Origin of the sequence: Paraburkholderia sp. (assembly GCF_035501035.1) — a bacterium.
In the GTDB taxonomy this organism is placed as follows: Bacteria; Pseudomonadota; Gammaproteobacteria; order Burkholderiales; family Burkholderiaceae; genus Paraburkholderia.
This window is the reverse complement of sequence record NZ_DATJWR010000179.1, coordinates 1-26,794: the sequence shown is the minus strand read 5'-3', so window position 1 is coordinate 26,794 and position 26,794 is coordinate 1. Positions and strand designations below refer to the sequence as shown.

Genomic DNA, 26,794 nt, shown 5'->3' with positions numbered 1-26,794 from the left:
CCCTACATTTGCCTTCAACGGCGCGTGTGATCCGCGCTTTCGGCGCACGGCAACACGCCACAACAGAAACGAGAGCGGTTTAATGGAGAGAGATCAAATGAACGTCATGGCGGAGCCCTCAACCTCGACCGAGTTGCGCAAGGGCGCGCTCGGGTTGGGCTTTATCGTCTTTTTCGTGATTTCCGCGGCAGGCCCGCTCGTGGCGATCGCGGGCGGCTTTCCTATCGGCATCATGCTGGGCAACGGCGCCGGTACACCGGCTCTCCTGATCGCGACAGTAGCGATCCTGCTGATGTTCGCAGCCGGCTACACGGCGATGTCGCGCCACATCACCAATGCTGGCGGCTTTTACGCATTCACGGCACGAGGTCTCGGCGGCACGGCGGGCGGCGCTGCCGCGTTGCTGGCGCTGCTCGGCTACAACACGATGCAGATCGGGCTGTATGGCATGTTCGGCGCGGTTTCCGCGGGCTTCCTCAGCATGCATCTGGGCATGAATGTGCCATGGTGGGCTTGCTCGCTCGTGGCGATGGGCAGCATCGCCGTGCTGGGGTATCGTCAGATTGATCTCTCCGCGAAGGTGCTTTCGTTGCTGGTCATGGGCGAATACGTGGTCGTGCTGATTCTCGATATCGCCATTCTGAAAGTGGGCGGTGCCCACGGCATCGATACGGTCTCTTTCAAGCCGCACGTGTTCCTTGCCGGTTCGCCCGCAATCGGTTTCCTCTTCTGCTTTGCGAGCTTTATCGGCTTCGAGGCCACGACGATCTATAGCGAAGAGGCGAAAGACCCGAAGCGAACCGTGCCGCTTGCGACGTATATCTCCGTACTCCTGATCGGCGGATTCTATGCGTTCTCGGTCTGGTGCATGGTCATCGGCGCAGGCAGCGCCGACGTGGTGAAGACGCTCACAGCACTTTCGGACCCCACGACATTCCTCTATTCGCTTTCGAGCCGCTATGCGAACGCAACGCTCACGGATGCAATGAGCGTGCTGTTCATCACGAGCGTGTATGCCGGCTTGCTGGCGTTCCATAACTCAGCGTCGCGCTACTTCTACGCAACGGGACGCGAAGGTCTTTTGCCGGCACGGCTCGGCCGCACGCATCCCGTGCACAGCAGTCCGCACGCCGGATCGGTCGTGCAGACCGTGCTGGCCGCCGTTGTCGTCTTCATCTTCATCGTATGCAAGGCCGATCCCGTGCTGACGCTGTTTTCGTGGCTCACGAACGTCGCGACCCTGTGCATCATCGCGTTGATGGCGTTGTCCTCGGCGGCGGTCATGGCGTTTTTCCGCGGGCATCCGTCAAAGGAAGAGAGCGCCTTGCGCGTGTGGTTCCTTCCGCTGGTTTCCGGCATTGCGCTTGGTGTCGTACTGGTCCTGGCCATCGTCAATTTCCCGCTGCTGACGGGTGCGGGCCCGCTGCTCTCGTACTCGCTGACGGCACTCCTGCCAATATTCGCGATTCTTGGCGTGATCGCCGCCGCTCGCCTGAAACGCCGCGACGCGCGCGCGTTCGCTCAACTCGGCAGCTCGAAGCTTTGACGCCCACACTTTTCCTGGTGCGCCGCCGTGCGCACGCAAGCGCCGCCAATTAACCAAAAGATCGACTCGATATGACCACGACGTGCAAAATCTCATTGAATTTATTAGTAATACTATGTGTTGGAGTGTGTGGTAGCGCGTATGCGCAAAGCAGCGTGACACTGTATGGAACCGTCGACGCGGGCGTGATCTATTCAACCAACCAGCAGGTGACCAACGCGAACGGTTCAGTGAGCGGCGGGCATGCGGTTCAAATGAGCGGCGGCAACCTCGTGCCGTCGCGCTGGGGGCTGATGGGTTCCGAGGACCTGGGCGGCGGAGTGAAAGCGACCTTCGACCTTGAGAACCAGTTTCTGACTGGCACGGGCGCCATGCTGCAAAGCGGCTCGCTATTCAACCGGCAGGCATGGGTCGGCCTGAGCGACGACCGCTTCGGTACGCTGACAGCAGGGCGCCAGTATGATTCGTATTCGGACTTTCTCGGCGTTTATGCGTCGAGCAACAACTGGGCGACGCTTTATGGCGCTCATTTGGGCGACGTCGATAACCTGAACGAGGCCTTCAACTTCAACAACGCGCTCAAGTTTACCAGCGCGAATTTTGGCGGGTTCACGTTCGGTGGCACCTTCAGCTTTGGCGGACAAGCGGGGGACTTTTCCGCGAAGCGCGGCTATGCGCTAGCCGCTGCCTATAATCACGGCCCTTTCTCGCTCAGCGCCGGATATCTGTCGCTGAACCAGCCGCTCGATGCCGCCCTTGGCGGACAAACCGGCTATATCGGCGACTTTGCCTGCACGAACGCGCCTGCTCAATATTGCCAGTTGCAGAATGCCGAATCCATGAAGGCTTGGGGCGTGGGCGGTTCTGTTGCGATTGACAAACTCACACTTGCGCTCGTGTATACGCATACGCGCCTTGAAGACAGTCAATACTTTGCCAGCGCGACGAATCCGGTTGGCTCAGATGTTTCCTTCGATATCGCCGAGCTGAACGCCGTCTATAGCCTGAGTCCAGAATGGACGTTGGGCGCGGCATATATCTTCAACAATGCGAAGGCGAGCGAAGGGGGATCGACGCATTTCCAGCAGATCAACCTTGGCGCGAACTACGCATTGTCGAAGCGGACAGCGCTCTACGTTGTGGCGATTGCGCAGAAGTCGTCGGGCGAAGGCCTCGGTGTCGACCCGGCTACCGGCGCCAATACTAATTACGCGCAGATTCCCAATCTCGTGAACAGCAATTCCGACCGGCAACTGGCGGTCGTGGCCGGCATGCGCACGAACTTCTAACCGGGCTGATTTGTCGGCTGCGCGCTGCCGCGGTCGCGGTTGAAGTCGAGGCCGCGCGCGCCGGAGACGTGGGATGCGGATTCACTGTGGCGGCTTCGGAGATGAAAAGGCGCGCTGACGATACGGACAAGCTGCGCCAGGCAGATCTCAGAACGTGGGGAGGTGGCACGGCAAGGACTTGCCACGTCGGTCTCAAACGGCGGCCCGAGCGCGAGCGCCCATGTCGAGTTGTGGCCTGCAATTGCCGACTTGTGCCAACGCCGGATGATCGAGCCGGGCGATGATGACCGGTGACGCGCTCGAGGTCGGGAAATGGCGCGATATCCCAGCTTTGAGGCTCCACAATGGACAACGCTTTTTGTGGTGGACAAATGGTTGAAGCGCCGGCGGGCTCGGGATTCGACAGTGACGAACTGTTGCTGCACGCCGTCGCCCTCGTGCCGGCCGTTAGATCGACGACGCCCGGATGGTACAAGCGGCAGCCGGGCGCCACGCCCATCATCATTTCCTGTGAAGAAGACGTGCCCGACATTCTGCTTCGGCTGCCGGCGAGCTGGAATCTGGTCGAGCGGGCTTTCTTCAGGGGATTGCACGACGACGAGGACATCGTCTCGGTCGATCCCCGCTTTCGCCACGGTCTCGATCGGAGCGCGTATGCCGTCGTTGCGCATGACGACGGCAAGCGCTTTGCGCTGTTGATGCTCGTGAACGCGGTCGAGGCCGCGCTCATGGCGCATCGCCCCTTTCGTGGGGAACGGTGCTTCGACGCGTGTTTTGGCTATGTCGAATGAAGAACAAGCCTGGTTGGAGCGCAGCGGATCCGCACTATCCCTGGGAGCGCAATGGCTTGCCGATCTGTGCTGACGGTCGCCATTTCTGGACGCTTAAAGTACCTCGAACGTTCGCGATAGCGGCAGCACACACGGATGGAGACGCAGGATGTACGGCATCAAACGTGGGGGATGCGCCCCGGAAATGGAAGCACTGGGTACGGTCGCCGATCTCGGCGCAACGATCGTGGAAGGGGAAGTTCGGGTGTTCGGGCTGCTCACGCATGGTTCGCACGATTCGGCGGTGAGTGCCGGCTGGTTTGGCTGCACCAAAGGTCGATTCGACATGGTCTACCCCTTCACCGAGCAGGCAATCGTGGTTGAAGGCGAGGTCACGCTGCGCAACGGACTCACGGGTGAATCCACGCGGTATGGCCCCGGTGACAGCTGGTTCGTGCTGAGGGGAACGCCGGTGTCATGGGAAGTGCACAGCGATCGCTTCATCAAGCACTACTTCGCGGCGGCCTGAGCCGGTTCAGTTGTTGGACAGGAGCAGACGACTGATTGCTCTGGTTGATTAATGAAATGCGTTTTGACGCTGCAACGCGCGAACGGGAACTACGATGCACAATGACGAGACTGCGACGTACTACACGGCCACAAAGAAATACGATCTGAGCTTTCCTTCGCTGGAAAACGATATCGAAGCCGACGTTGTCATCATCGGGGGCGGCTTTTCTGGCATTCACACCGCGCTCGAACTGGCCGAGAACGGCGTGACCAACACGGTGGTGCTCGAGGCACGTTATCTCGGCTTTGGGGGAACCGGCCGCAATGGCGGGCAAGTGATGGCGGGCATTGGTCACGACCTCGACGCAATCAAGAAGGACGTGGGCGAAGAGGGGCTGCGCACCATCTTCGCACTGAGCGACCTCGGCCCGCAGATCATGCGCGAGCGCATCAAGCGCTACAACATCGACGCCGATTTTTGCAGCGGCTACGGTTATCTCGCCTACAACGAGCGTCAATCGAAAACGCTGCGCAGCTGGGAAAAGGATTTCAAATCGCTTGGTAGTCCGCACGAAATCCGCTATGTCGAGGGTTCTGAAGTCAAGCAGGTCATTGGTTCGGACGTTTATCGCGCAGGTCTTCTCCATATGGGTGGAGGCCACGTTCATTCGTTGAATCTGCTTCTTGGCGAGGCGAAGGCCGTGTCGGAAATCTACGGCGTACGCATTTTTGAATACAGTCCCGCGCTACAGATCACCTATGGCCCGATCGTGCATGTGCGCACCGCGAAGGGCAGTGTCAAGGCGAGGAAGATCGTCTGGGCATGCGACGGCTTCAACAACAACATCGAGCCGGAACTGCACAAGAGCACAATCAACGTCTACGCGTTCAACTCGATGACGGAGCCGCTCAGCGACGAACTGATCGAGCGCATTAGCCCGATTCGCGGCGCTTATAGCGACATCCGTCCGGTCATCAACTACTACCGCGTGACGAATGAGAACAGATTGCTGTTCGGCTCGTCCACGTCGCTCGTCGAGCACATTCCCGCCGATCTGAAGGCCTGGAACCGGAAGCTGATGCTCGAAGTGTTCCCCTATTTGCAAGACGTCAAGATCGATCTGGCCTGGGGCGGCCCGATGGCCTCCACGCTCAATCTGTTCCCGCAGATCGGCACGCTGCCCGACCGGCCCAATGCGTTTTTCGTGCAGGGCTATTCGGGATTCGGCGTTACGCCGAGCCAGATCATCTGCAAGATCCTCGCGGAGGGCATTCTCGGCGGATCGGACCGTTACCGCCTGGTGAGTTCGATTCCGCGCGCCACGATACGCGGAAAGGATCAATATCGTGCGCTGCTGGTCACGTTGGGCAAGGTGATGCATCAGAGTTCGGGCTACTGGCACGGCCGCCGTTGAGCGTTGCCGCAAACATTCACTAAAGGGGAGTCGTTGAACATGAGTCTTGGCGTAATCCAGCAGGGCATCAAAATTTCGGAACTCGACGCGTGGGGCAAGCTGAGCGACCTCGGCACGCAAATCCTGGAAGGCGGCGAGATCGCGGCGTTCGGCAAGATGACACACGGCGCGCCGACCGATTCCATTTCGGCGGCTTATTTCGGCACGACGAAGGGCAAATTCCGGCTCGTCTACCCGTTCTCGGAACAGGCGACGGTAGTCGACGGCCGGATTCGCATCACCGACGAATCCACGGGCGAAGCGCGTACGTTCGGCGCTGGCGATTCATGGTTTGTGACCAAGGGAACGTCGACCGTTTGGGAAGTCCTCTCGGAAGGCTTCGTGAAGCATTACCTCGCATTCGCGTGATGTCCGCCCGGCGGTGGTCAATCTGATACCCGGGCTTCGGCCCTCACATGATGCAAGCAAACAATGACGAATAACGCCACGGAAGCGGCAAGAGCCGCCATCAAGCAGTTTCTCGACCGCGACCTCGGTCTCTTCGTCAATGGCGGTCACGAGCGCGCGCATTCTGAGCGCTGGCTTGACGTCTTCAATCCCGCAACGGGCGAGTGCATCGCGCGCGTGCCGGACGCGGATAGCGTCGATGTGGACCGGGCCGTGGCGGGCGCGCGGGAAGCGTTCGAGCAGTGTCGCTGGAGCGGAATGCGTCCCGCCGACCGCGAACGCATTCTGCTGAAGCTTGCCGATGTACTCGAGCATCACGGCGAAGAGCTCGCGCAACTCGAAACCTTGAATCAGGGAAAATCGATCAACGTTGCCCGCGCAATCGAGGTGGGGGCGACCGTAGAGTACGTGCGGTACATGGCAGGATGGGCGACGAAGATACACGGCGAGACGCTGGACGTGTCGATTCCGTTTCCGCCGGGCGCGAAATACACGGCATTCACGCGCAAGGAACCGGTTGGCGTGGTGGCCGGCATCGTGCCCTGGAATTTCCCGTTGATGATCGCGGTGTGGAAGCTGATTCCGGCGCTCGCCGCGGGCTGCACGGTGGTCATCAAGCCGTCGCCGGAAACGCCGCTCACTGCGCTGCGCCTCGGTGAGCTGGCCATCGAGGCCGGCATGCCGCCTGGCGTATTCAACGTGGTCACGGGCGGCCGCGAATGTGGCGCCGCGCTCGCGGCGCATCCCGGTATCGCCAAGATTTCCTTTACGGGCTCGACGCCCACAGGGAAGCTGGTCGGCGCGGCGGCGCTGCAGAATCTCACCCGCTTCTCGCTCGAACTGGGCGGAAAGAATCCGGCTGTGATGCTCGCCGATGTGGATGTCGATCAGGCCGTTCAAGGCGTGCTGGCAGGCGGCTTTCTCAATCAGGGGCAGGTTTGCGCGGCGGTGTCGCGCGTGTACGTGCATCGCACCAAATATCGCTCGATTGCCGATGGCCTCGCCGACATCGCCCGGCAAATGAAAATCGGTCCCGGATGCGATCCGGAGGCACAGATCAATCCGCTCGTGTCAGCAGCGCATCGGGAGCGTGTGGAACGTCACATCTCGGTCGCGAAAGAAGCGGGTCTTCGCTTCCTTGCCGGCGGCGAGACAGTGGAGGGTCCTGGTTATTATGTGCGCCCGACCGTGATTGCGGACGTGCCGCCGGATGCCGCGATCATCCGCGACGAAGTGTTCGGTCCGGTGGTCGCGCTCGTTCCGTTCGACGATCCGCAAGACGCGTTGCGTCTCGCGAACGCGTCGCCTTACGGCCTCGCGGCGAGCTTGTGGACCAACGATCTGCGTGCTGCCATGAACATGGTGAGGGAGATCGATGCGGGCACGGTGTGGGTGAACTCGCACGTGCCGCTCGATCCGAGCATGCCATTTGGCGGCATGAAGCAGTCCGGCATGGGACGCGAATTCGGCAAGGGTGCCGTCGAGAGCTTTACGGAGACGAAATCCATCTGCATCGCGCACTAGTTATTGCGCGCCGGCTCTCCCTGGCTCTTTTAGAATTACAATCTTTGATCGGCGCTCGCGTTTCGGTGGCCTCCGCGTTGATGGGCGCGAAGTGAGCGTGTGGGAGAGTGGGGATGGAATTCAGGGTTCGGTCAACGTCCGACGTGCACGATCATTCGTTCGCGGTGAGTGGCTGGGAGCAGGTGTACAACCAGCTCACGCCGGGGCGTTTCGAAAGTGTCGTCATGCAGGCACAGGCATCCGATTTCCTGTTTTTTCGCGAGTCGACCAATCGACGGGTCGCGCAAAGGGGCGTTGCACCGCGAGAGCTCTCCTCGGTGGCGCTTCCGCTCCAGCGCCCCGTTTCCGGCACTTTCCAGGGATGCCGGCTCGATGGCTACGCGCTCTGGCTGCTCGGATCGGGTGAGGAGTTTCGCTTCTATACGCCGGAGACGATGCATTATCTCGGCGTCAGCATTCCCACCAGCGACCTGCATGCGCTCGCGGCAGCGGTGCCAGGCGAGAAAGCGGTGGCGCTGCTCGCGCAGAACGTGGTGTCGGTGCCGACCGAAGAGGGCGAACGAGTGGGCGCCGAACTTTCCCGTTTCCTCGATGCATTTCAGCGGCAGCCCGCTGCCTTCACGAATCCCGCCGCTAGCAAGCGGTTTCGGGATGAAATCCTTAGCATGCTGCTGGAGCTGTTTAATCCCTGGAACGCCGACAAGCGCGACATCACGCATGCGACGTACACGGAAATCGTCAGGCGCAGCGAGCGCCTCCTTCAGGAACACGTGGAGGAACCTCTGACGGTCCTCGATCTGTGTGTCGCGCTGCGTTGCAGTCGCCGTACGTTGCAGACGAGTTTTCAGCGCGTTGCCAACGTTTCGCCGGTCGAATATTTGCGTTCGGTGCGTTTGAACGGTGTGCGCCGCCTGTTACGTTCGACCAGCCAGGACGAACTGATGGTGGGCGACGCTGCTGCGCAATGGGGCTTTACGCATCCCAGTTACTTTGCACGCGAGTACCGCGATCTGTTCGGCGAATTGCCGTCCCAGACGCCGCGCAAGGGCTAAATCGCCCCGGCACGCAGGCTTGTCGTTGAAGTTCGACGATCTGCGTGGCGTAAGTCAGGATGCGCTGACCTCGTGGAGTCAGCGTAATGCCGCCACCTTCCCGGTGCACTACGAGGATGAGCAGAGTCGCGGCATCGAGCAGATCAATCGGGCAGTGTGTCTGATGGACGAAGCCACGCAGCGAAACGCGGCACTGGTCGAACAGGCGTCTGCTGCAGCCTCGCAGCTGGAAAACGAAGCGGGTGCCCAGTTGCAGCTCGTGTCGGTATTCCGCGCAGCAGACGGCCGTCCGCAACGAGCGTAGCCATGCCGCAAGAGCGGTGTCCATCACGCTAAAGGAGAAGTGATTCCCGTGTCCATACCGATCCTATGTACAGGAGTCCATACTGACGATCCGCTTTACCCGCCCGGAAAAGAAAAACGCACTGACGTTGTCCATGTATCGCACGATGGCCGACGCTCTGGAGGCTGCGCGTGACGATGACTCGGTTCGGGCAGTCGTGATCGAAGGGGAGCCGGGCGTCTTTACCGCCGGTAACGATATCGCCGATTTTCTGGAGGGGGCGCCAGCGCCGGGCGTGGCGATCAATGATTGGCCGCCGTTCCGGTTCATGGAGGCCCTGAGTGCCTTCGACAAACCAGTGGTGGCTGCCGTGACAGGGGTTGCCGTCGGCATTGGTGTGACGATGCTGCTGCATTGCGACCTGGTCTACATCGCCGACGATGCGAGGCTCGCGTCGCCCTTTGTAGCACTCGGCCTCGTGCCGGAGTTCGCATCGAGCCTTTTACTTCCGCAAGGTGAACTGCACGCTGAGCTTATGCGTACGGTGGGCATGGCCGGAGCCGGATCGGTCAACGGGCGGGTGGGGTGCTCGCGTGATCGCCTCGATCTCCTCGATCCCCGCGATCGATCAGCGCGTTGAGCAGCTCGATCGGCAGCGGGAAGACGATGGTCGAGTTCTTGTCGGCGGCGATCGTCGTGAGCGTCTGCAGATAGCGCAGTTGCATGGCTTGCGGCTGCAGCGCGAGCCGTTGCGCGGCCTGCAGCAATTTTTCGGACGCCTGCAGTTCGCCTTCCGCGTGGATCACCTTCGCGCGGCGTTCGCGTTCGGCTTCGGCCTGGCGTGCGATGGCGCGCACCATCGTTTCGTTCAGGTCGACGTGCTTGATCTCCACATTCGATACCTTGATGCCCCACGTGTCCGTTTGCGCATCGAGCGTCTTCTGGATGTCGGCATTCAGTTGCTCGCGCTCGGCGAGCAGCGCGTCGAGTTCGTTCTTGCCGAGCACGGAGCGCAACGTGGTTTGCGCGAGCTGGCTCGTCGCCTCGATGTAGCGCGCGACCTGGATCACCGCCTTCTCCGGGTCGACCACGCGAAAGTAGACCACGGCGTTGACCTTCACCGAAACGTTGTCGCGCGTGATGACGTCCTGCGAGGGCACGTCGAACACCACGGTGCGCAGGTCGATGCGCACGGCCACCTGAACCATCGGGATGATGAGCACGAGCCCGGGCCCCTTGACCTTCCAGAAGCGCCCCAGCATGAACACGACGCCGCGCTCGTATTCCTTGAAGACGCGGATGGACGATACGACGAGCAGCACCGCCAGCACGAACAGGAGGCTCGTGAAGCCGAACGTGTAGCCGATCATGAACGTTCTCCCTCGTTGGATGTCGTGTCGTGCAGCGGCGTGACGGTGAGCGTGAGGCCGCTGCGAGCGGTCACGCGCACGCGGCTGCCGGCGGCGAGGGGCGCCGCGCACGCGACACGCCAGCGTTCGCCGTGCACGCGCGCCCAGCCCGTGGCCGAAGGCGCACGGCCCGGGCGGGAATCGGGGTGCAGGCCGTCGTCGATCACTTCGCCGATGCTGCCGACCATGGCCTCCGCGCCGGTGACGACGGGCCGCCGCCGCGCGCGCAGCGCCACGCTCGACACCGCGGCGACGAACGCCGCGCCGCCCAACGCGAGGCCCGCGATGAGCGGCAACGGGATGCCGTAGCCGGGCACGTCGGTATCGATGAGCATGAGCGCGCCGATCGCGAACGCCACGATGCCGCCGAAGCCCAGTACGCCGAAGGTCGGTAGAAACGCCTCTGCAACGAGGCAGGCGAGCCCAAGCAGCACGAGGGCGAGGCCCGCGTAGTTCACGGGCAGCAATTGCATGGCGAAGAGGCCGATCAGCAGGCAGGTTGCGCCCGCCACGCCGGGCAGCACGAAGCCGGGGTTGGCGAATTCGAAGAAGAGGCCGTAGATGCCGATCGTCAGCAAGATGAGCGCGACGTTCGGGTCGGCGATGATCGAGAGGAAGCGGTTGCGCCAGTCGGGTGCGACGACTTCGAGCGGCGCGTGCGCGGTGGCGAGCCGCAACGTGCCGGCCGCGGTCGTGACGACGCGGCCGTCGAGCTGCCGTGCGAGGTCGGCGGGATCCTGCGCGATCAGGTCGATGACGTGCTGATCGCGCGCTTCGTCGGCCGAGAGGCTCACGGCTTCGCGCACCGCGCGCTCCGCCCACACGGCGTTGCGCCCGCGCAGTTGCGCGAGGCCGCGAATGTAGGCGGCGGAGTCGTGCATGATCTTGCGGGTTTCGGTGGATGCGCTGTCTTCGGCTTGCGCGCCCGATGTGCTCGAAGCGCCTGATGCACCCGACGAGCCTGCGTTCCCTGCGGGGGCTTCGGGCCCACCGGCCGGCGCGCCGCCTGCGCCCACGCCGAGCTGCACGGGCGAAGCCGCGCCGAGGTTGGTGCCGGGCGCCATTGCCGCGATGTGGCTCGCGTAGACGATATAGGTGCCCGCGCTCGCCGCGCGCGCGCCGCCTGGCGCAACGAATGCCGCAACGGGTACCGGCGAGGCCAGGATGGCCTTGATGATCTGGCGCATCGAGGTATCGAGGCCGCCGGGCGTATCGAGTTCGAGTATCGCGAGGGGCGCACGCTCGCGCGCGGCCCGTTCGAGCGAGCGGACGATGAAATCGGCGCTCGCCGGCCCGATCGCGCCGTTGACGGTCATGACGACGACGGGCGACGTCGCGGCGCGCGCAGCCACTGCCGCGACGGCTGCGCATGCGATGAGCAGTGCGGCGAACAACACGGCGCGGGCCAGCCGCGCCGCCAACGGATGCTGCGGATGAGAGGGCGGCGCGTCGTGCACCGCGGCAGACGAGGCGTGATGATCGCGCATCGGGACGTCCGGACGGCGCGCGCCAGCGCGCTCCGGTCCGAAGATGGGGCAAGAGCCGATATCTGAAGATTAGGCGCTTTCCTGGCAAAGCGCGAACCGGCTCGCGGACGGTGACAAAGCCCAGGCGCGGCGGTGCGCTGGCGGTTCGAATGCACGTCGAGCGTTGCGCTGCGTGCGCCTTGCACCGCCTCGAATGCAACGGACGAAACGGCCGCGAATCTCTCCGTTTGCACGCAAAGCCCCTCGATGATTCACAGCCTGATTGGCTGGTGGAACACGCTGTTGAGCAACCCCGGCGGTATCGAACCGTTGTGCCCGCAAGGGCGCTGTTGAGGGCGCGGCGATGCGCCGCGAACAGACAGACGCCAGCGACGCCGCCGGCGAACGCTACTGGGTTCTGCCTGCAGACGGCGCAGCGATATTGAGGGCAATGGCAACCGGCCCGTCATAGGGGTGCCGGTGCGCTAAGCACGCGCCTACGCGACCCACATGATTGGCAATGCCAGGGATCGGACATGCGCGATTCGCGCGGCCGCGGCGCGTTTTGCGTAATCCCGCGACAACTTGCCGGGAGATTCCGGCCTCGCCGGGACGGCGAGGCAGATTCGGTGCGGGCGGATGCCCCGGAAATCGAGACATCGCTGGGCGCTACATGAATCCCGGCCGCTCGATGCGCGCCGGCGAAACTGCGATCGCCCCGACGCGCTGCCGGGAGGCGTTCGCGATGGTCGGGCGCCCGGGTCTTACCCGCCGCTTACCAGCGGCGCTGGGCTTCGGCGAGCAGTTCGCAGTAGTCCAGGTGGCGGTTCATTGCTTCGACGCCGAGACGACGCAGTGCAGCAAGGATTCGAGCCACATTTTCGACGATTGCACCCATGATTTCCTCTCTGTAAGGGTATGCACCTAAGGGTTAACCCTATTATAGGGAGTTCGGGACGGAATGCAATGCTGATCAAAAAAATATGTGCGGTGCAACAAAGCCTTTCATGTGTCCCCTTATTGGTGGTTGGCTTGTGGTATCACACTGTATCCAGCCGCATTCCCGACAACCGCGTTTGCAAAAAGGGCGCACGCGCAAACAAGCCAGATACATGGCGGCGTTCAAATGTCTCCTACGCAAGGTTGATTCACGACAGTGCGCTAGCCGCCCAACCAACGTCAGGAGAAACACCATGAAGCTCGTTCGATCCCTCGCCATCGCTGCGCTCGTTGCCGTTCCCGTGCTCTCGTTCGCACAATCGAGCCAGCCGGTCACCCGCGCCGAAGTGAAGGCCGAACTCGTGCAACTCCAGAAGGCCGGCTACCGCGAGTCCAGCGACTACACGCAATACCCCGCCCATCTGCAGACCACGTTGGCGCGCATCAGCGCCGAAAGCGGCGCCACGGCATCGGCATCGGCGTCGGCATTCGGTGGCGTAGCACTGGGCACAACGGCAGCAGGCAGCCGGACGACCGCCCGCGCTGTATCGAACGCTGGCGTGAGCGTGCCGGATCAGGATGCGGTCGGCCTCGAGCCGATCTACGCTCACTCGTAATGCGCGCGGCACCGTGTCGCGAAGCGGGCCGCGCGACGGCAGGCTTCGCGGCTTCGGCCATCTCCACGCAAGCGTGAATGCGCCTCGCAGAAAAGCAACGTGCCGGCCTGCGAGGCGCTGACGAATCGCTTGTCCGTGAACCCGGCCACACTGATCGGCCTGGCCGTACCGTTCGTATTCGATTCGCGTTGCGCAGCGTTGCCACGTATGGGCGCGCGGGCGCTTTTTGATTCGCTTTGTGTATGTGCTTCATGAAGACACATTGGGATACAAAGCAATTTTCCGGCTCGACTATAAATTCGTAGAGGCGGATGAGTCATCGCCACGAGCACGATCGACCGATCTGCCGACGATGGCGAATTCACGAGGCCAGGCCGGTCGGGCTCGGCCTGCATGCAAACGAAAAGGAGAATAGGTCATGTCAGATCCCGTCAACGTCCGGCGTCGTCGCCTTCTCGGTACTACGCTGGCCGGCTTCACGCTCGCGGACCTCGCGTTTGGCGGTCTCGCGCACGCGCAGTCGGCTGGCGGCACGGAAGGCAACACGCGCACGGGCAGCGGCGTATCGTTCGGCCCGATCAAGCAGATCGATGCGGGCCTGCTCAACGTGGGCTACGCTGAAGCGGGGCCGAAGAATGGCCCGGTGGTGTTTCTGCTGCACGGCTGGCCATACGACATCTACAGCTACGTCGAGGTCGCGCCGTTGCTGGCCGCGGCCGGCTATCGCGTGATCGTGCCGTATCTGCGTGGTTTCGGCACGACGCGCTTTCTCTCGGCCGATACGATGCGCAATGGCCAGCAGGCCGTCACCGCCGTCGATATCGTCGCGCTCATGGATGCGCTCAAGATCGATCAGGCCGTGTTCGGCGGCTACGACTGGGGCGCGCGCACGGCGGATATCATCGCCGCGCTGTGGCCCGAGCGTGTGAAGGGGCTGGTTTCGGTGAGCGGCTATCTGATCGGCAGCCAGGAGGCGAATCGCAAGCCGTTGCCGCCGGCAGCGGAACTCCAGTGGTGGTATCAGTTCTACTTCTCGACGGAACGCGGCGCGCTGGGCTACGCGCAAAACCTCGATGCCTTCAACAAGCTGATCTGGCAACTCGCATCGCCGAAGTGGAACTTCGACGATGCGACCTTCGAGCGTACCGCAGCTTCGTTCCAGAATCCGGACCACGTGGCCATCGTGATCCACAACTACCGCTGGCGGCTTGGCCTTGCACAAGGCGAATCGAAATACGACAGCATCGAGCAGCGCCTTGCTTCCTCGCCGCCCATCACGGTGCCGACCATCACGCTAGAAGGCGATGCCAACGGCGCGCCACATCCCGCGCCGGCCGCTTACGCGAAGAAGTTCACGGGCAAGTATCTGCACCAGACCATCGAAGGCGGTATTGGGCACAATCTCCCGCAAGAAGCGCCGAGGGCGTTTGCGCAGGCTATCGTGCAGGTCACGCATCTGTGACTGTGAGGCGCCGCCGCTCGGCGCGTTGTGCCCGGCAATCCGGTTGCGATCGAGGCCGCTCAGCCTTGGGCGTTGCCGGTTCCGGGCGGCACGACAGTCGTCGATCTGCCAAAATCATAAGCAATCCGATTAATTTCAAGCGTGACATCGACACGCCGGGCGACAACCGTGCGACTGATGGTGAAGCGCTAGCGCCGCCATGTATCTACGGCGCCCCAAGAAATTCGCGGCATGCCCGGGACAATTGCGCGAGACGCGTTGCATCGAGTTCGCAATCGCAAGAAGTCTTCTTGATGTGCCGCTGACTCGTTGCGGGGTCGGCGGCCGCATGCTATCAACCCTGCTTGTCGTTGATTCCAAGCAGCGCGCGAATTTTCTGCTCCGTCTGCGTGTAATCCCCTTCGCCGAAATGGCTATAGACGAGCTTGCCGTTCTGATCGATCAGATAAAGCGCTGGCCAGTACTGGTTGCCATAGGCGTTCCACGTCGCATAGCCGTTGTCCTGCGCGACCGGATATGTAATGCCGTATTGCTTGATTGCCTTCTTCAGGTTCGCGGTATCGCGCTCGAACGAATACTCGGGCGTGTGCACGCCGACCACCACGAGCCCCTTGTCACGATAGCGCGCGTCCCATTGCTTGACGTAGGGAAGCGTGTGCACGCAGTTGATGCAGTCGAAGGTCCAGAAGTCGACGAGCACGACCTTGCCGTGAAGCTGCTTCAGGTCGAGCGGCGCGCTGTTGATCCAGGTGTTGATGCCCGTGAAGTTGGGTGCGCTCGCGCCGGTTTGCACCGTGGCCATGCCGCTTGGCGGCTCGTCGGTGGACGCGAAGGCGGCGAGCGCGGCGGTAGCGGCGAGACCCGCGGCAACGGCGGCGATTTTGATGCGGGAGATCATGGCGGGTTTTCCTTGAATGGACGTACGAGCCTATTGGAGCGCACGCACGTATCTGCCAGATGTCCCGCCGCGACGCTGTTGAAACGTAGTGTGTCCCCGCGACACCGCGATACGTTGAGATACAAACCGTGCGAAGCCGCATGCCGTCGAAGCGGATTTGTATCCGCCTGTATCTGCGCCGCGGCGTGATACATGGCGTTGCACGACGCGCAGGTTCCAGACATGCCCGCGATACATGCGCGCGCTGAAATACCGCATACGCACCGATGTGCCGGATGCGACGCGCCCTGCGTCGCCGGTCCGTCCCGCCGACTTTCGTCTGGAGAGCGAACTCATGTTACTCATCGTCATCGCGTTCGTGGGCGGTGTGTTCACCGTCCTGAGCCCATGCATCCTGCCGGTCGTGCCATTCGTGTTCGCGCGCTCCGACCAGCCTTTCGTCACCGGCCGCCTGCCGATGCTGCTCGGCCTCGCGGGCACGTTCGCGCTGCTTACGGGGCTCGGCGCGGCCGGCCTGAACGGCGCGGCGCAATTGAGCCAGTACGGACGCTGGATCGCGCTCGCGCTTTTCGCGCTGTTCGGCGCGGCACTGCTGTTTCCCGCGCTTGCCGCACGATTGTCCGGGCCGTTGACGGCGCTCGCCGATCGCTTCATGGCGCGCTCGCACGAGCACGGCGCATCGCGCCAGATCGGCTCCGCCGTGCTGCTCGGCGCGGCGACGGGCTTGCTCTGGGCGCCGTGCGCGGGGCCGATCCTGGGTCTGATTCTCACGGGCGCGGTCCGCCATGGCGTCACCTGGCAAACATGGAGCGCACTCGCGGCCTATGCCGTGGGCGCAGCCAGTTCGCTCGCGGTGGTAGCGGGCCTCGGTCAACGTGCAATGGCCGTGCTCAAGCGCTCGCTCGGCCTCGGCGAGCATTTGCGCCGTGCGATGGGTGCGCTCGTGCTCCTCACGGTCGGCGCGATCGCGCTGGGCGTGGACACGCGCGTGCTGGCGCTCGTGCCGGGCGCACCGACCGAGGGCCTGGAAGCGCGGCTCGTCGGGCTGCTTGCCTCGCCCGCCGCCGCGCCGCAGGTGCGGCAAACGTTGCGAGCGGCGCGCACCGGGAGCGATTCGCTATCGGGAGAAGCGGCGCAGTCGGCCTACATCGTGCGCGTGTCGATGCCTGCTCCCGCGCCCGCCTCCGCGCTGCCGGTGGAAGGGCGCCTGCCTTCGCTCGACGGCGCGACCGCGTGGCTCAATTCCGCGCCGCTCACGCCCGATACGCTGCGCGGCAAGGTCGTGGTGGTCAACTTCTGGACCTACTCGTGCATCAACTGTTTGCGGACTTTGCCGTACCTGAAGACCTGGGCGGCCCGCTACCACGACGACGGCCTCGTCGTGATCGGCGTGCATACGCCGGAATTCGGCTTCGAGCATGACACGGGCAACGTCAGGCATGCATTGGCAGACCTGAATATCCAGTACCCCGTTGCCGTCGATAGCGATTACGGCATCTGGCGAGCGTTCGGCAACGAGTACTGGCCGGCGTTCTATATCGTCGATGCGCAGGGCCGGATCCGCTATCACCACTTCGGCGAGGGCGGCTACGGCGAGGCCGAGCAGACGATCCGGCAATTGCTGGCCGACAACGGCCGCGCGACGCCCACGGCCGCCGCGCAACCGCCCCAGGCGGGCGGCGCGCTGGCGCCGGCGGATCAGCGCGATATTGGCTCGGGGGAAACGTATGTGGGTTATCGCGAGGCACAAGGCAACGCCAACCTGCAGCGCGTGCAGCCCGATGCGGCCGCGGCTTATACGCTGCCCACGCAGCTCGCGGTGAACGAATGGGCGTTCGGGGGGCAATGGAGCGTCGGCGCCGAGTCCGCGGTGGTCGCGGCCCCGCAGGCGAGCATCGCGTATCGCTTCCATGCGCGCGATCTGCATCTCGTTCTGGCGCCTTCCGCGGATGGCAAGCCTGTGCGTTTTCGCATCAGCATAGACGGCGCGCCGCCCGGTGCCGCACACGGCGCCGATGTGGCCGCGGACGGCACCGGCATCGCGACGAGCGCGCGCCTGTATCAGCTCGTGCGCCAGGCCGGGCCCATCGGGGATCACACCTTCGAGATCCGCTTCCTCGATCCGGGCGTTCACGTCTACACCTTCACGTTCGGCTGATACGCCGAGGCGGCCCACGGCGCCTCGCGCCGCTCCTGGAAACGCAACGCCACCGTGTTTTCACGATCATGGTGGCGTTTGCTTTGCGGAGCTTACTGCGGGTTCTTGTCGCGCTATACATGGGCGGGTAATGAGGACAAGCTCGCAGGCACCCGAGAACCTGAATGGAAAGGCAGCAGATATATCGGGCATTCCAATACTCATACTCCATCTCGATATAGCGTTGATTCGAATCCTGATGTGCATTTGCCGGCATTGAAAAGATTTGATTCGCCATTCTTTGAATGGTCGTTGTACTTGACGACCCTTCAGCCCATGGCCTTAACGTGACAAGGCATTGCGCGACTGATCGGGCATCCGTACGCTCCAGCCAGCCATCGGCATGCCAGTCCGTGCGTGCCTCGCAGCCAATAGACTCGTCATCTATTGGAAGCACCACCGTGCTCGCCTCCGAAAGACCCATTCAGTCTCCTTAACCGCTAAGAAAAGACTATTCCGCTTGATACTCACAACGTTGACACTTTTTGACAAAACGATAAATGAATGCTTGCTATAGTGAATTTAGGCTTCCTATAGACAAGTCGAAAATGCCATAGTCCGGTATTTGGACGAGTTGTCGTTGCAAGCCTGAAGTCGGCATTAAATTCACGTAATCTCAATGACGCTTGTGTTGCAAGGACTGAAGGTGAAAGAAATGATGAAAATAAAGACGAACATCAAGGCTTTGTGTGTTGCGGGGGCAATGGCTACGGGGCTGGCTGCCTGCGGTGGTATGGCGGGCATGGATCCGAACGGAATGGCTGCAGCAGGTACCAATGCGTTCAAGGCGGCAACGCTGTCCGATAGCGATATCATCGCGCTCTCGAATGAGGCGTGTAAGGCAAGTGACCAAAAGGCCACTATTGCGCAGCCGGGCAGCAAATACGCGAAACGCCTTGCAGTCGTAATGCAGGGGTTCGGTGACATGACGCTCAATGGGCAGAAGATCAACTACAAGGTCTACATGACTCGTGACGTCAACGCGTGGGCTATGGGCAATGGCTGTGTGCGCGTCTACAGCGGTTTGATGGACATGATGAACGACGACGAACTGAGAGGTGTGGTCGGTCACGAAATGGGGCATGTCGCGCTGGGCCACACGAAAAAAGCGATGCAGGTCGCCTACTCCGTGAGTGCCGTCCGGGGCGCCGCGGGCGCAACGGGTAATGCGGCGGTGTCTGCGCTCAGCAGCTCGCAGATGGGGGATCTGGCCGAAAAACTCATCAATGCCCAGTTCTCCCAGTCACAGGAAAGTGCAGCGGACGACTTTTCGTTTGACGTTCTCAAACAGAAGAATATGAATCGGAAAGGTCTGGTCACGGCATTCGAGAAACTCTCGAAGCTGGACGGAGGGCACAGTTCAATGCTGGATTCACATCCGTCCTCGCCAAGCCGCGCTACTCATATCCAGAGCCGGATCGACAGCGAAGGCTGAACGCGGTGAGCAAGTGGTTGCGGTACGAGTGAGATGGACACTGTGGTCGTGGTCCGGCTGACCGGTAACCGTCGTTCTCATCGCGACCGCAACTTCTGCAGCGTGCGCAGCGGTTGGCGGGCACGGTGCTGGAATGCTCCGGTCCCGCCCTCTGTACCACCGCCGCGGTTATCTCGCTGCCCTTTCTATCCTGATCCAGCGCTCGCTTCGGCCTTTCCTTCCATTCCTGACCAGAACAATCTCGCCTGTTTTCGGACACTTCAGCGAGCTCCCCTAGCTCGAAGCCGGTAAGCCGATCGAGGAGTGCGGGGCGGCGCCTTCTCCCATTGACCCCACCATGTAGGCCGGGAACAGGCGGTCTTGCCATAGGCCGCGCGAGATCCAGCAAGGCTTAATCTCGTGGCCGGGACTGCGCCTCAAAGCCGTCGAAAACAGCACCCGGCCCTAGATATGCCAACGGCCCAGCCTTGTTACAAATTTGCTGGCTTCGTTGCGCGCGCAACTTTCTGTCATGCGTATACTGGCGCGCGATACACCTCGTCTCACTATCCCTCCTGCTTCCCGTCACCGGCCTTGCCGCAGCAAGCGCCTGAACCCGCGGGCGTTTGCGCGCCGCGTGCCTCGTCCGGTCGTCATGCACGCAATTGATAAGACGAGTTCCCCCTAGTGAAAACGATGATGCCTTTGACGCGAGTTATTCTTGCGCGCCCAAAAGTTATGCTAGAGAATCCATAAAAAATCCCACAGAAGCTTTGTGGCATACAAAAGGCGAGTAGCCCGCTACCTGAAGCTCACCCTGGAGACACCACAAATGAAGGAACTGACAGCCCAGAACATGGGAGCCAGGTCTGAAGCCGGCTGGTACCGCAGCTGGTTTCTGCTGCTTCTCGTTCTGATCTACGCATCGAGCTTCGTCGACCGGATCATCATCGCGGTTGTCGGCCAGGCGATGAAGATGGAGATGAACCTGAGCGACCTGCAGCTCGGCCTGCTCAACGGGCTTGCGTTCTCGATCTTCTACTCGCTGCTCGGCCTGCCGATCGCGCGTCTCGCCGAGCGTTTCAACCGAGTCGTGCTGATCGCGCTGTCGATCGGCGCCTGGTCGGTCATGACGGCGCTGTGCGGCACGGCCGGCGCGTACTGGCAGTTGCTGATCTACCGGCTTGGCGTGGGCATTGGCGAGGCGGGCAGCACGCCCACTGCGCATTCGCTGATCTCCGATCAGTTCGGCCCGCGCCGCCGCGCGAGCGCGCTCTCCATCTACGCGCTCGGGCCGCCGCTCGGCGTGCTTGCCGGTGCGCTCGGCGGGGGCTTGATGGTGCAGCACATGGGCTGGCGGCCGGTGTTCTTCGTGGTCGGCTTGCCGGGGCTCATTTTCGGCCTGCTTGCCTGGATCACGCTTCGCGAGCCCAGGCGCGGCGCGGCGGAAGAGGGCGGCGCGCACGCCGCTGCTCCCGTGCCGCCGCTGCGCGAAGTGCTCACGGTTCTGTTCAGTAGCCGCGCCTTCGTGCAGATGCTGCTGGGCACCGTGATAGGCGGATTCGCGCAGTACGGCATCAACCTGTTTATCCCGATCTATCTGACGCGTGTTTATGGGCTCAGCTTTGCGCAGGCCGGCCTGATCTTCGGTCTGATGATCGGCGTGGGCGGCATTCTCGGCAACATGCTCGGCGGACTGCTCGCCGACTCGCTGGGCGCGAAGGACCGCCGCTGGTATGCCTGGGTGCCCGCGCTCGGCACCGCGATCGGCTTCCCGCTCGTAGCAATCGCGTTCACGCTGGGGCAATGGCCCGTTGCTGTCGCGCTGGTCTTCGTCGCCACGGTCACGCTGAGCATGTGGAACGGCCCGACCTTCGCAGTCGTGCACGGCATCGTCGAGCCCCGTATGCGCGCCACGGCATCGGCTTGTGTGTTTCTGCTGATGAACCTCGTGGGCCAGGGACTCGGCCCGACAACCGTAGGATTCCTGAGCGATCGATTTGCCACGCGCCTGTTCGCCCAAGGTGAGTTCAAGGTGGTTTGCGCGGCAAGCGGTGTTGGCGGTCCGCACGGGGCGCATGGTCCGGCCGCGCTGGTTCAGGGGCCGTTCGCTGCGGCCTGCCACGACGCTTCGGCGTATGGCATTCGCTACGCGATGCTGGCCGTGAGCGTGGCGCTCGTGTGGTCGGCCGTGCATTACTTCCTCGCCTCGCGTCACCTTTCTCGCAGCAAGTAGTTCGTGGCCGGCGGCAGCCGACGGGAATGCAGCAGCAATAAAAGCGGGCGCAATAGCCCGCAATACACGGAGAAACGTCAAGTGAAGAAGAAGGTCTTGGTGGGCGCGATAGCGGCCGCACTGGCGGGAGGCGCGTACGCGCAAAGCAGCGTCACGCTGTACGGCATCATCGATACCGGCGTGAGCTATGTCAACAACACCGCGGGTTCGAGCCAGGTCAGCATGGCCTCCGGCATCAACCAGGGCGCGCGTTGGGGCTTGCTCGGCAACGAGGACCTGGGGGGCGGCCTGAAGGCGATCTTCAACCTCGAAAGCGAATTTTTCGTCAACAACGGCGAAATGGCGATGACGAACCTGCTGTTCAACCGCCGTGCGTATGTCGGTCTGCGCAGCGACCAGTTCGGCACGATGGTCGCCGGCCGCGATTACGACTTCCTCTACGACTACGTTTCGTACTACACGAACGTGGCACAGTTCGCGCCGGCCTACGCGTTCCACCTCGCGAACGACATCGACCGCCTCGCGGGTGAGCAGGTGCAAAACGCCGTGCGTTATGAAACGCCGCTCTGGAATGGCGTGCAGGCCGGTGTCATGTATGGCTTTGACAACGGCAACTCGGCTGCCACGCCGCACGTGCTGAGCTTCGGTATCAAGTACAGCCCGACCGGCACGTTCCGTGCGCCGTACTCGCTCTCGGCGGCCTATACGAGAACCGTGGGCGGCGCGACGACGATCGCAGCCTCCCCCGGCACGGGTGCCACGCTCGCGCAGATGGCATCGGGTGCCGACTCGATCTATACCGCGGCGGTGGCGGGGCAGGTGAACCTCGACAAATTCTCCATCAACGCGCTGTTCACCTATACGAACCAGGACGGCATTACGCGCCCGGGACCGATGGTGGCCAAGGTGACCAACGTCTATGAAACCGGTGTGCAATATCATCTGTCGCCGTTCTGGACGTTCGGCGTGGGCGATGCGTGGATCGACCAGCACAAGCAGGGGCAGTACAACCAGTTCAGCTATGGCGTCGACTACCGTCTCTCGAAGCGTACCGACGTATTCCTGTTCGGCACCTGGCAGCGTGCGTTCGGTTCGGCCACGCAGGCTGGCCTTTTCCTCGCGACCACGCCCGGCCTGTTGAACCAGCCGGCGCTCGGGCCGGAGGCGAATGTGGCGGCTGGCCTCTCGACGACTCGCGACCAGTTCGCCACGCAGATCGGCATTCGCCACGTGTTCTAAACGTTTCGCGACGCGCCGGTAGCTGGGATGAGAGCCTGAATGCCGGCGCATTTTTTTAGGATTCCTTTTAGTATGCCTGATCCGCAGGGCCACCCTTCTGCGGAATTCAGGCGGGCCTCCTGACCTCGGTGTCGTGCGGCGTGAGTTCGTGACCGTCGCTGGTCTGCGGAAACATGAAAAGCAACGGCTTGCCCGTTGCCTTGTCGATGAGCCACGAGTGCCGCTCGCCGCGCCCAAAGAGATGGCGTTCTCCCCATTGCTGGAGTGCGACCATGATAGGAAACAGGCTCTCACCCTTGGCCATTAGCACGTACTCCTGATAGATCGTGCCATCTGACGCCGGGCGGGTTTCGAGAATGCCTTCCTCGACGAGTCGGCTCAAACGGCCGGACAGGATGTTGCGCGCCACGCCCAGATTGCGCTGAATGTCCCCAAAGCGGTAGATGCCGTCGAAGACGTCGCGCAGGATCAGCAGCGACCACCGGTCGCCGATCACGTCCACCGAGCGTGCGACGGGGCAACTCTCCTTGTTCATGGATTTACGGCGTGCCATGGCGATTTCCCTTCAGCAAGGTCCTGATTCGCGGGACGCGACGTCCCGCTGCTGGATGCGCTGGCGCGAGATTTCGGCATCGGCCGTGCCGCCGTTGGGGGCGTGGTCACGGCCACGCAGGCCGGGTGCGCGTTGGCGCTGCTGCTGCTCGTGCCGCTGGGCGACAGGGTGGAGCGCCGCCGCCTGATGATCGTGCAATCGCTGGCGCTGGTTGCCGCGCCGGCCGTGGTGAGTGCCGCACGATCCGTGCCGGTGCTTTTGATCGGCATGCTTTGCACCGGCTTGCTCGGCACGGCGATGACACGGGGATTGATCGCCTATGCGGTGGCTGCGGCCGCGCCCCACGAGCGTGGCCGCGTGGTGGGCGCGCCCGCCGCCGCGCGCGCCGGGCACTGGGCCGACCGCGGATGGGCCGAGCGCACCAGCGCCGCCGCGCTGGCGTTGTTGTTGCTGGCGTGGCGGCCGCTGTCGATACTGGGTCAATCGCTGGGGGCGCTCTTGGTGGGCATCGTGCTGCTCGATCTTGGCGGCCAGGCCCTGCATGTGACCATTCAGTGCCTTGTTTTTCGCAGCAACGCGCAATTGCATAGCCGGCTTGTCAGCCTCTACATGCTGCTCTATGCGGTTGGCAGCGGGCTAGGCGCGATCGGCACGACAGCGACTTACGCCGCGGCGGGCTGGCGTGGGGTCTGCGCGCTCGGCGCCGGCGTGACTCTGCGTGCGCTGGTGTTCTGGGCCGTCACGCTGCGGCACATGCCGAACGCCGCCACCCGCGCGTGAGGCCGAACTGAAACCCGAATCGAAACCCGAACCTGGGAGGCACGAATGGATGAACTGAAACTGCTGGCGGACGCCGATGCACGCGGCCTGCGCTACATCGAAGGGAACGCCACGCGGCGCGTTTTCCCCTCCAACGAGGCCATCGCGGCGCTCGCGGCGTTCGACGAACCGCTGCCCTCGAGCGGATTGCCGGCCGAAGACACCTTGGCATTGCTCGACCGCATTGGCTCGCCCGCCACCACGGCTTCGAACGGACCGCGCTATTTCGGCTTCGTGATCGGCGCGGCGCTGCCCGCCGCGGCCGCGGTCGAGCGGCTCATGCTGGCGTGGGATCAGTGCGCCTCGACGTTCGACAACTCGCCGGTCTCGGCCACGCTGGAGCGCGTCGCGGGCCGCTGGGTGCTCGACGCGCTCGACCTGCCTCGCGAGAGCGCCGTGGGGTTCGGCACGAGCGCCACGGCCTGCACGCTCGGCGCGCTCGCCACGGCACGCCGGGCGCTGCTCGCGCGGCAAGGCTGGGATTTCGACCGCCAAGGGTTGGCGGGCGCGCCGGAAATCAAGGTCGTGGTGTCGGAACTCGTCCACATCACGGTGAAGAAGGCGCTGCGCATCCTGGGCTTCGGGTTGGATCGCATCGTCTATGCGAGCGTCGATGCCGATGGCGGCGTGGACGTTTCCCGCCTGCCGCCGCTCGATGACCGCACGGTCCTCTGCCTGCAAGCCGGCGAAGTGAATACGGGCGGGTTCGATCCGTTTGCGCAGGCCATTGCGCGCGCGAGGGAGGCCGGCGCCTGGGTGCATGTGGATGGCGCGTTTGGCCTCTGGGCGCGCACCTCGTCGCTGGCCCCGTTGACGGCGGGCATCGAGCAGGCCGATAGCTGGACCACTGATGCGCACAAGTGGCTGAACACCCCGTATGACTGCGCGATGGTCATCTGCCGCGATGCACGCGCGCTGGCCGAGGCGATGAATAGCGACGCGGTCTATATGTCGGCGGGCGCAGACGCGCAGAAGAACCTCACGCTCGAATTCTCGCGCCGGGCGCGTGGCGTTCCCGTGTGGGCGGCGCTGCGCACGCTGGGCCGCAGCGGCATTGCGCAGATGGTGGAGCGCCACCACGCGCAGGCGCAAAGGATCGGTGAGGAACTGTCGCGCCTCGGCTTCGAGGTGCTCAACAGAGTCGTACTGAATCAGGTGTTGTTCCGCTGCAGCACGGATGCCGGGACACAGGCCCTGCGCAGCGCGGTGCAGGCGAGCGGCGAGACGTGGTTCGGCGGCACGATCTGGCAGGGGCGGCCCGCGCTGCGGATCAGCGTGTCGTCATGGCGCACGCGGGATGAAGACGTGCAGGCGCTCGTGCAATTGCTGGCGAGGCTGCGGGACGCGAAGCAAGCGGATTGAGGGATCGCCGTTTGCACCGAGACCCACTGGGGTAACACGGATGGGCGTTTGGTATACCTGCACGGTATGATATGGATTTTAAGCGCCGCTGTGGGCTTCGAATTGCCAGCGCGGCTCTCTGAACCCCACTGTCTGCCATTCAATGAGTCAGCCACCCAAACTGAGCCGCTCGGCCGAAATCAAGGCGCTCCTGGAATCGGAAATCGAGCGCGGCGACCTCGTGCCGGGCACGGCGCTCGACGAGCGCGCGCTCGCCGCGCGCTTCAACGTGTCGCGCACGCCCATTCGCGAGGCGCTGCAACAGCTCGCCGCGCAGCAGTATGTGCAGATCGTGCCGCGCCAGGGCGTGTTCGTCACCAAGATGACGGTGCCGCAGCTGCGCGACATGCTGGAACTCTTGCACGAGCTGGAAGCCGTTTCGGCACGTCTTGCCGCGCGGCGCATGAACGACGCGCAGCGCGTGGAGCTGCAGCGCACGATCGACGAAGGCGTCGAAGCGCTGAACCAGAGCGACGCCCGCCGCTTCGCGCGCAGCAACGCCGAATTCCACGAGGTCATCTGCCAGGCGTGCCATAACGATTACCTGGCCGACCAGATCCGCGCGATCCGCCGTTTGATTTCGCGTTACCGCCCGAAACTGTTCCTCGCGCCGAGCCGCCGCGAGAAGGTGATCGCCGATCACCAGCGCCTCGCGCAGGCGCTGCTCTCGGGCGACGAGGCGACGGCCGAGGAAGTCATGGCGCAACATTCGCCGGGCGGCGACGCGGGATTTTCCGAATTCCTCGCCACGCTGCCGGCGGAGTTCTTCAACGACACGCCCATGGGGCACCCGCGCGAAGCGGCCTCGGCGCAGGCCGCTACGCTCGACGGCGAGCACGAAGAGGAGTGAAGGGGCGGGGCGAGACGGCGATTGCGATGCGCCGCCCCATGACTCAGGCATGAGCGACGCACGTATGAGCGCGAGTCGGCGGCAGATGGCCGTCATCACCGCAAGCGTACGGGCATTAGCTTTGCTCGAACTGCGTGTCGGTTGCCATCCCGAGATAGCGCACACGTCTTCTGGTCGTGCGTGACGGACAGCGTCACCTGCGGTGTTGCCGGGTACGCATTGGGCGATGGATTGACCGTCATGGTCTGTCTGACCTTCCAGATTTCACGCTCTTCGGGGAACAGATGCGCAAGCTGGAGTCGCATCTCTTCAGCCCCTTGAAGCAAGTCTGTCTGGTCGTTCCTGGTGCGCAACGCTCAGCCGGTGAACAGCGGCCTTCATTGCCGTTGTATCGTTGCGCGCGCCGTTGTCGCAAAATTTCTTCAGATCCGTATTGTGAACAATAGAGCGGTCGGGGT

General features: G+C 63.1%; 23 protein-coding genes and 1 pseudogene. 19 read left to right on the top strand and 5 right to left on the bottom strand.

Annotation, left to right across the window (positions count from 1 at the left end; translation table 11 throughout):
- Nucleotides 1-82 precede the first annotated feature (82 nt).
- From VMJ11_RS12630 to VMJ11_RS12585, 10 genes are all read left to right on the top strand, one after another.
- Nucleotides 83-1,546, top strand: a complete 1,464-nt coding sequence (locus VMJ11_RS12630; RefSeq protein ID WP_414694380.1) for an APC family permease — start codon at nt 83-85, stop codon at nt 1,544-1,546.
- Nucleotides 1,547-1,617: 71 nt separating this feature from the next.
- On the top strand, nt 1,618-2,835 hold the full coding sequence (locus VMJ11_RS12625; protein ID WP_325619743.1) for a porin: 1,218 nt from the start codon (nt 1,618-1,620) through the stop codon (nt 2,833-2,835).
- A 371-nt stretch (nt 2,836-3,206) separates the two neighbouring features.
- Nucleotides 3,207-3,626 (top strand): hypothetical protein, encoded by a 420-nt coding sequence (locus tag VMJ11_RS12620; protein WP_325619742.1) that lies wholly within the window; start codon nt 3,207-3,209, stop codon nt 3,624-3,626.
- A gap of 148 nt (nt 3,627-3,774) precedes the next feature.
- Nucleotides 3,775-4,134: a cupin domain-containing protein gene (locus VMJ11_RS12615; RefSeq protein WP_325619741.1), complete on the top strand. Its 360-nt coding sequence runs from the start codon at nt 3,775-3,777 to the stop codon at nt 4,132-4,134.
- Between the two features lie 94 nt (nt 4,135-4,228).
- Complete coding sequence (locus VMJ11_RS12610; protein ID WP_325619740.1) at nt 4,229-5,530, top strand: FAD-binding oxidoreductase; 1,302 nt, start codon at nt 4,229-4,231, stop codon at nt 5,528-5,530.
- A 39-nt stretch (nt 5,531-5,569) separates the two neighbouring features.
- A complete protein-coding gene (locus VMJ11_RS12605) occupies nt 5,570-5,938 on the top strand; it encodes a cupin domain-containing protein (protein WP_325619739.1) in 369 nt (122 codons plus the stop codon).
- Between the two features lie 63 nt (nt 5,939-6,001).
- Nucleotides 6,002-7,501, top strand: a complete 1,500-nt coding sequence (locus tag VMJ11_RS12600; protein WP_325619738.1) for an aldehyde dehydrogenase family protein — start codon at nt 6,002-6,004, stop codon at nt 7,499-7,501.
- A 113-nt stretch (nt 7,502-7,614) separates the two neighbouring features.
- Nucleotides 7,615-8,553, top strand: a complete 939-nt coding sequence (locus VMJ11_RS12595; protein ID WP_325619737.1) for a helix-turn-helix domain-containing protein — start codon at nt 7,615-7,617, stop codon at nt 8,551-8,553.
- Nucleotides 8,554-8,578: 25 nt separating this feature from the next.
- Nucleotides 8,579-8,857 carry a hypothetical protein gene (locus VMJ11_RS12590; RefSeq protein WP_414694379.1) on the top strand — a complete coding sequence of 93 codons (279 nt, stop codon included), beginning with the start codon at nt 8,579-8,581 and terminating at the stop codon, nt 8,855-8,857.
- Nucleotides 8,858-8,936: 79 nt separating this feature from the next.
- A complete protein-coding gene (locus VMJ11_RS12585) occupies nt 8,937-9,476 on the top strand; it encodes an enoyl-CoA hydratase-related protein (protein ID WP_325619770.1) in 540 nt (179 codons plus the stop codon).
- On the opposite strand, the gene VMJ11_RS12580 is transcribed toward VMJ11_RS12585, so the two are convergent.
- The 3 genes from VMJ11_RS12580 to VMJ11_RS12570 all read right to left on the bottom strand — a co-directional run bounded on the left by VMJ11_RS12580 (nt 9,406) and on the right by VMJ11_RS12570 (nt 12,609).
- Nucleotides 9,406-10,206: a slipin family protein gene (locus VMJ11_RS12580; protein WP_325619736.1), complete on the bottom strand. Its 801-nt coding sequence runs from the start codon at nt 10,204-10,206 to the stop codon at nt 9,406-9,408. The genes VMJ11_RS12585 and VMJ11_RS12580 overlap by 71 nt on opposite strands.
- Nucleotides 10,203-11,732: a nodulation protein NfeD gene (locus tag VMJ11_RS12575; RefSeq protein ID WP_325619735.1), complete on the bottom strand. Its 1,530-nt coding sequence runs from the start codon at nt 11,730-11,732 to the stop codon at nt 10,203-10,205. Before VMJ11_RS12575 ends, VMJ11_RS12580 begins: the two co-directional genes overlap by 4 nt.
- Nucleotides 11,733-12,486: 754 nt before the next feature.
- Nucleotides 12,487-12,609: a hypothetical protein gene (locus VMJ11_RS12570; RefSeq protein WP_325619734.1), complete on the bottom strand. Its 123-nt coding sequence runs from the start codon at nt 12,607-12,609 to the stop codon at nt 12,487-12,489.
- 295 nt (nt 12,610-12,904) lie between these two features.
- On the opposite strand from VMJ11_RS12570, the gene VMJ11_RS12565 reads away from it, so the two are divergent.
- Together VMJ11_RS12565 and VMJ11_RS12560 are read left to right on the top strand one after the other, a co-directional pair.
- Nucleotides 12,905-13,267, top strand: a complete 363-nt coding sequence (locus VMJ11_RS12565; protein ID WP_325619733.1) for a DUF4148 domain-containing protein — start codon at nt 12,905-12,907, stop codon at nt 13,265-13,267.
- A gap of 418 nt (nt 13,268-13,685) precedes the next feature.
- Nucleotides 13,686-14,729 (top strand): alpha/beta hydrolase, encoded by a 1,044-nt coding sequence (locus tag VMJ11_RS12560; RefSeq protein ID WP_325619732.1) that lies wholly within the window; start codon nt 13,686-13,688, stop codon nt 14,727-14,729.
- Between the two features lie 334 nt (nt 14,730-15,063).
- Here the strand turns inward: VMJ11_RS12560 and VMJ11_RS12555 are convergent, their stop codons facing one another.
- Nucleotides 15,064-15,627 carry a thioredoxin family protein gene (locus tag VMJ11_RS12555; RefSeq protein ID WP_325619731.1) on the bottom strand — a complete coding sequence of 188 codons (564 nt, stop codon included), beginning with the start codon at nt 15,625-15,627 and terminating at the stop codon, nt 15,064-15,066.
- 334 nt (nt 15,628-15,961) lie between these two features.
- Between VMJ11_RS12555 and VMJ11_RS12550 the strand changes: the two genes are divergently transcribed.
- The 4 genes from VMJ11_RS12550 to VMJ11_RS12535 all read left to right on the top strand — a co-directional run bounded on the left by VMJ11_RS12550 (nt 15,962) and on the right by VMJ11_RS12535 (nt 22,713).
- Nucleotides 15,962-17,785, top strand: coding sequence for a cytochrome c biogenesis protein DipZ (locus VMJ11_RS12550; RefSeq protein ID WP_325619730.1), 1,824 nt, complete (start codon nt 15,962-15,964; stop codon nt 17,783-17,785).
- A gap of 697 nt (nt 17,786-18,482) precedes the next feature.
- A complete protein-coding gene (locus VMJ11_RS12545) occupies nt 18,483-19,259 on the top strand; it encodes a M48 family metalloprotease (protein WP_325619769.1) in 777 nt (258 codons plus the stop codon).
- An 811-nt stretch (nt 19,260-20,070) separates the two neighbouring features.
- On the top strand, nt 20,071-21,474 hold the full coding sequence (locus VMJ11_RS12540) for an MFS transporter (RefSeq protein ID WP_325619729.1): 1,404 nt from the start codon (nt 20,071-20,073) through the stop codon (nt 21,472-21,474).
- Between the two features lie 81 nt (nt 21,475-21,555).
- Nucleotides 21,556-22,713 (top strand): porin, encoded by a 1,158-nt coding sequence (locus VMJ11_RS12535; protein WP_325619728.1) that lies wholly within the window; start codon nt 21,556-21,558, stop codon nt 22,711-22,713.
- 106 nt (nt 22,714-22,819) lie between these two features.
- Here VMJ11_RS12535 and VMJ11_RS12530 read toward each other — a convergent pair whose 3' ends face one another.
- Complete coding sequence (locus tag VMJ11_RS12530) at nt 22,820-23,266, bottom strand: helix-turn-helix domain-containing protein (protein WP_325619727.1); 447 nt, start codon at nt 23,264-23,266, stop codon at nt 22,820-22,822.
- A 45-nt stretch (nt 23,267-23,311) separates the two neighbouring features.
- On the opposite strand from VMJ11_RS12530, the pseudogene VMJ11_RS12525 reads away from it, so the two are divergent.
- The 3 genes and pseudogenes from VMJ11_RS12525 to VMJ11_RS12515 form a co-directional block, all read left to right on the top strand.
- A pseudogene (locus tag VMJ11_RS12525) lies at nt 23,312-24,046 on the top strand (MFS transporter); the annotation flags it as partial.
- 45 nt (nt 24,047-24,091) lie between these two features.
- Nucleotides 24,092-25,447, top strand: coding sequence for a pyridoxal phosphate-dependent decarboxylase family protein (locus tag VMJ11_RS12520; RefSeq protein WP_325619726.1), 1,356 nt, complete (start codon nt 24,092-24,094; stop codon nt 25,445-25,447).
- A gap of 142 nt (nt 25,448-25,589) precedes the next feature.
- The gene (locus VMJ11_RS12515) at nt 25,590-26,336 is read left to right on the top strand and encodes a GntR family transcriptional regulator (RefSeq protein ID WP_325619725.1); all 747 of its coding nucleotides are present in this window, start codon (nt 25,590-25,592) and stop codon (nt 26,334-26,336) included.
- Nucleotides 26,337-26,794: the final 458 nt, after the last annotated feature.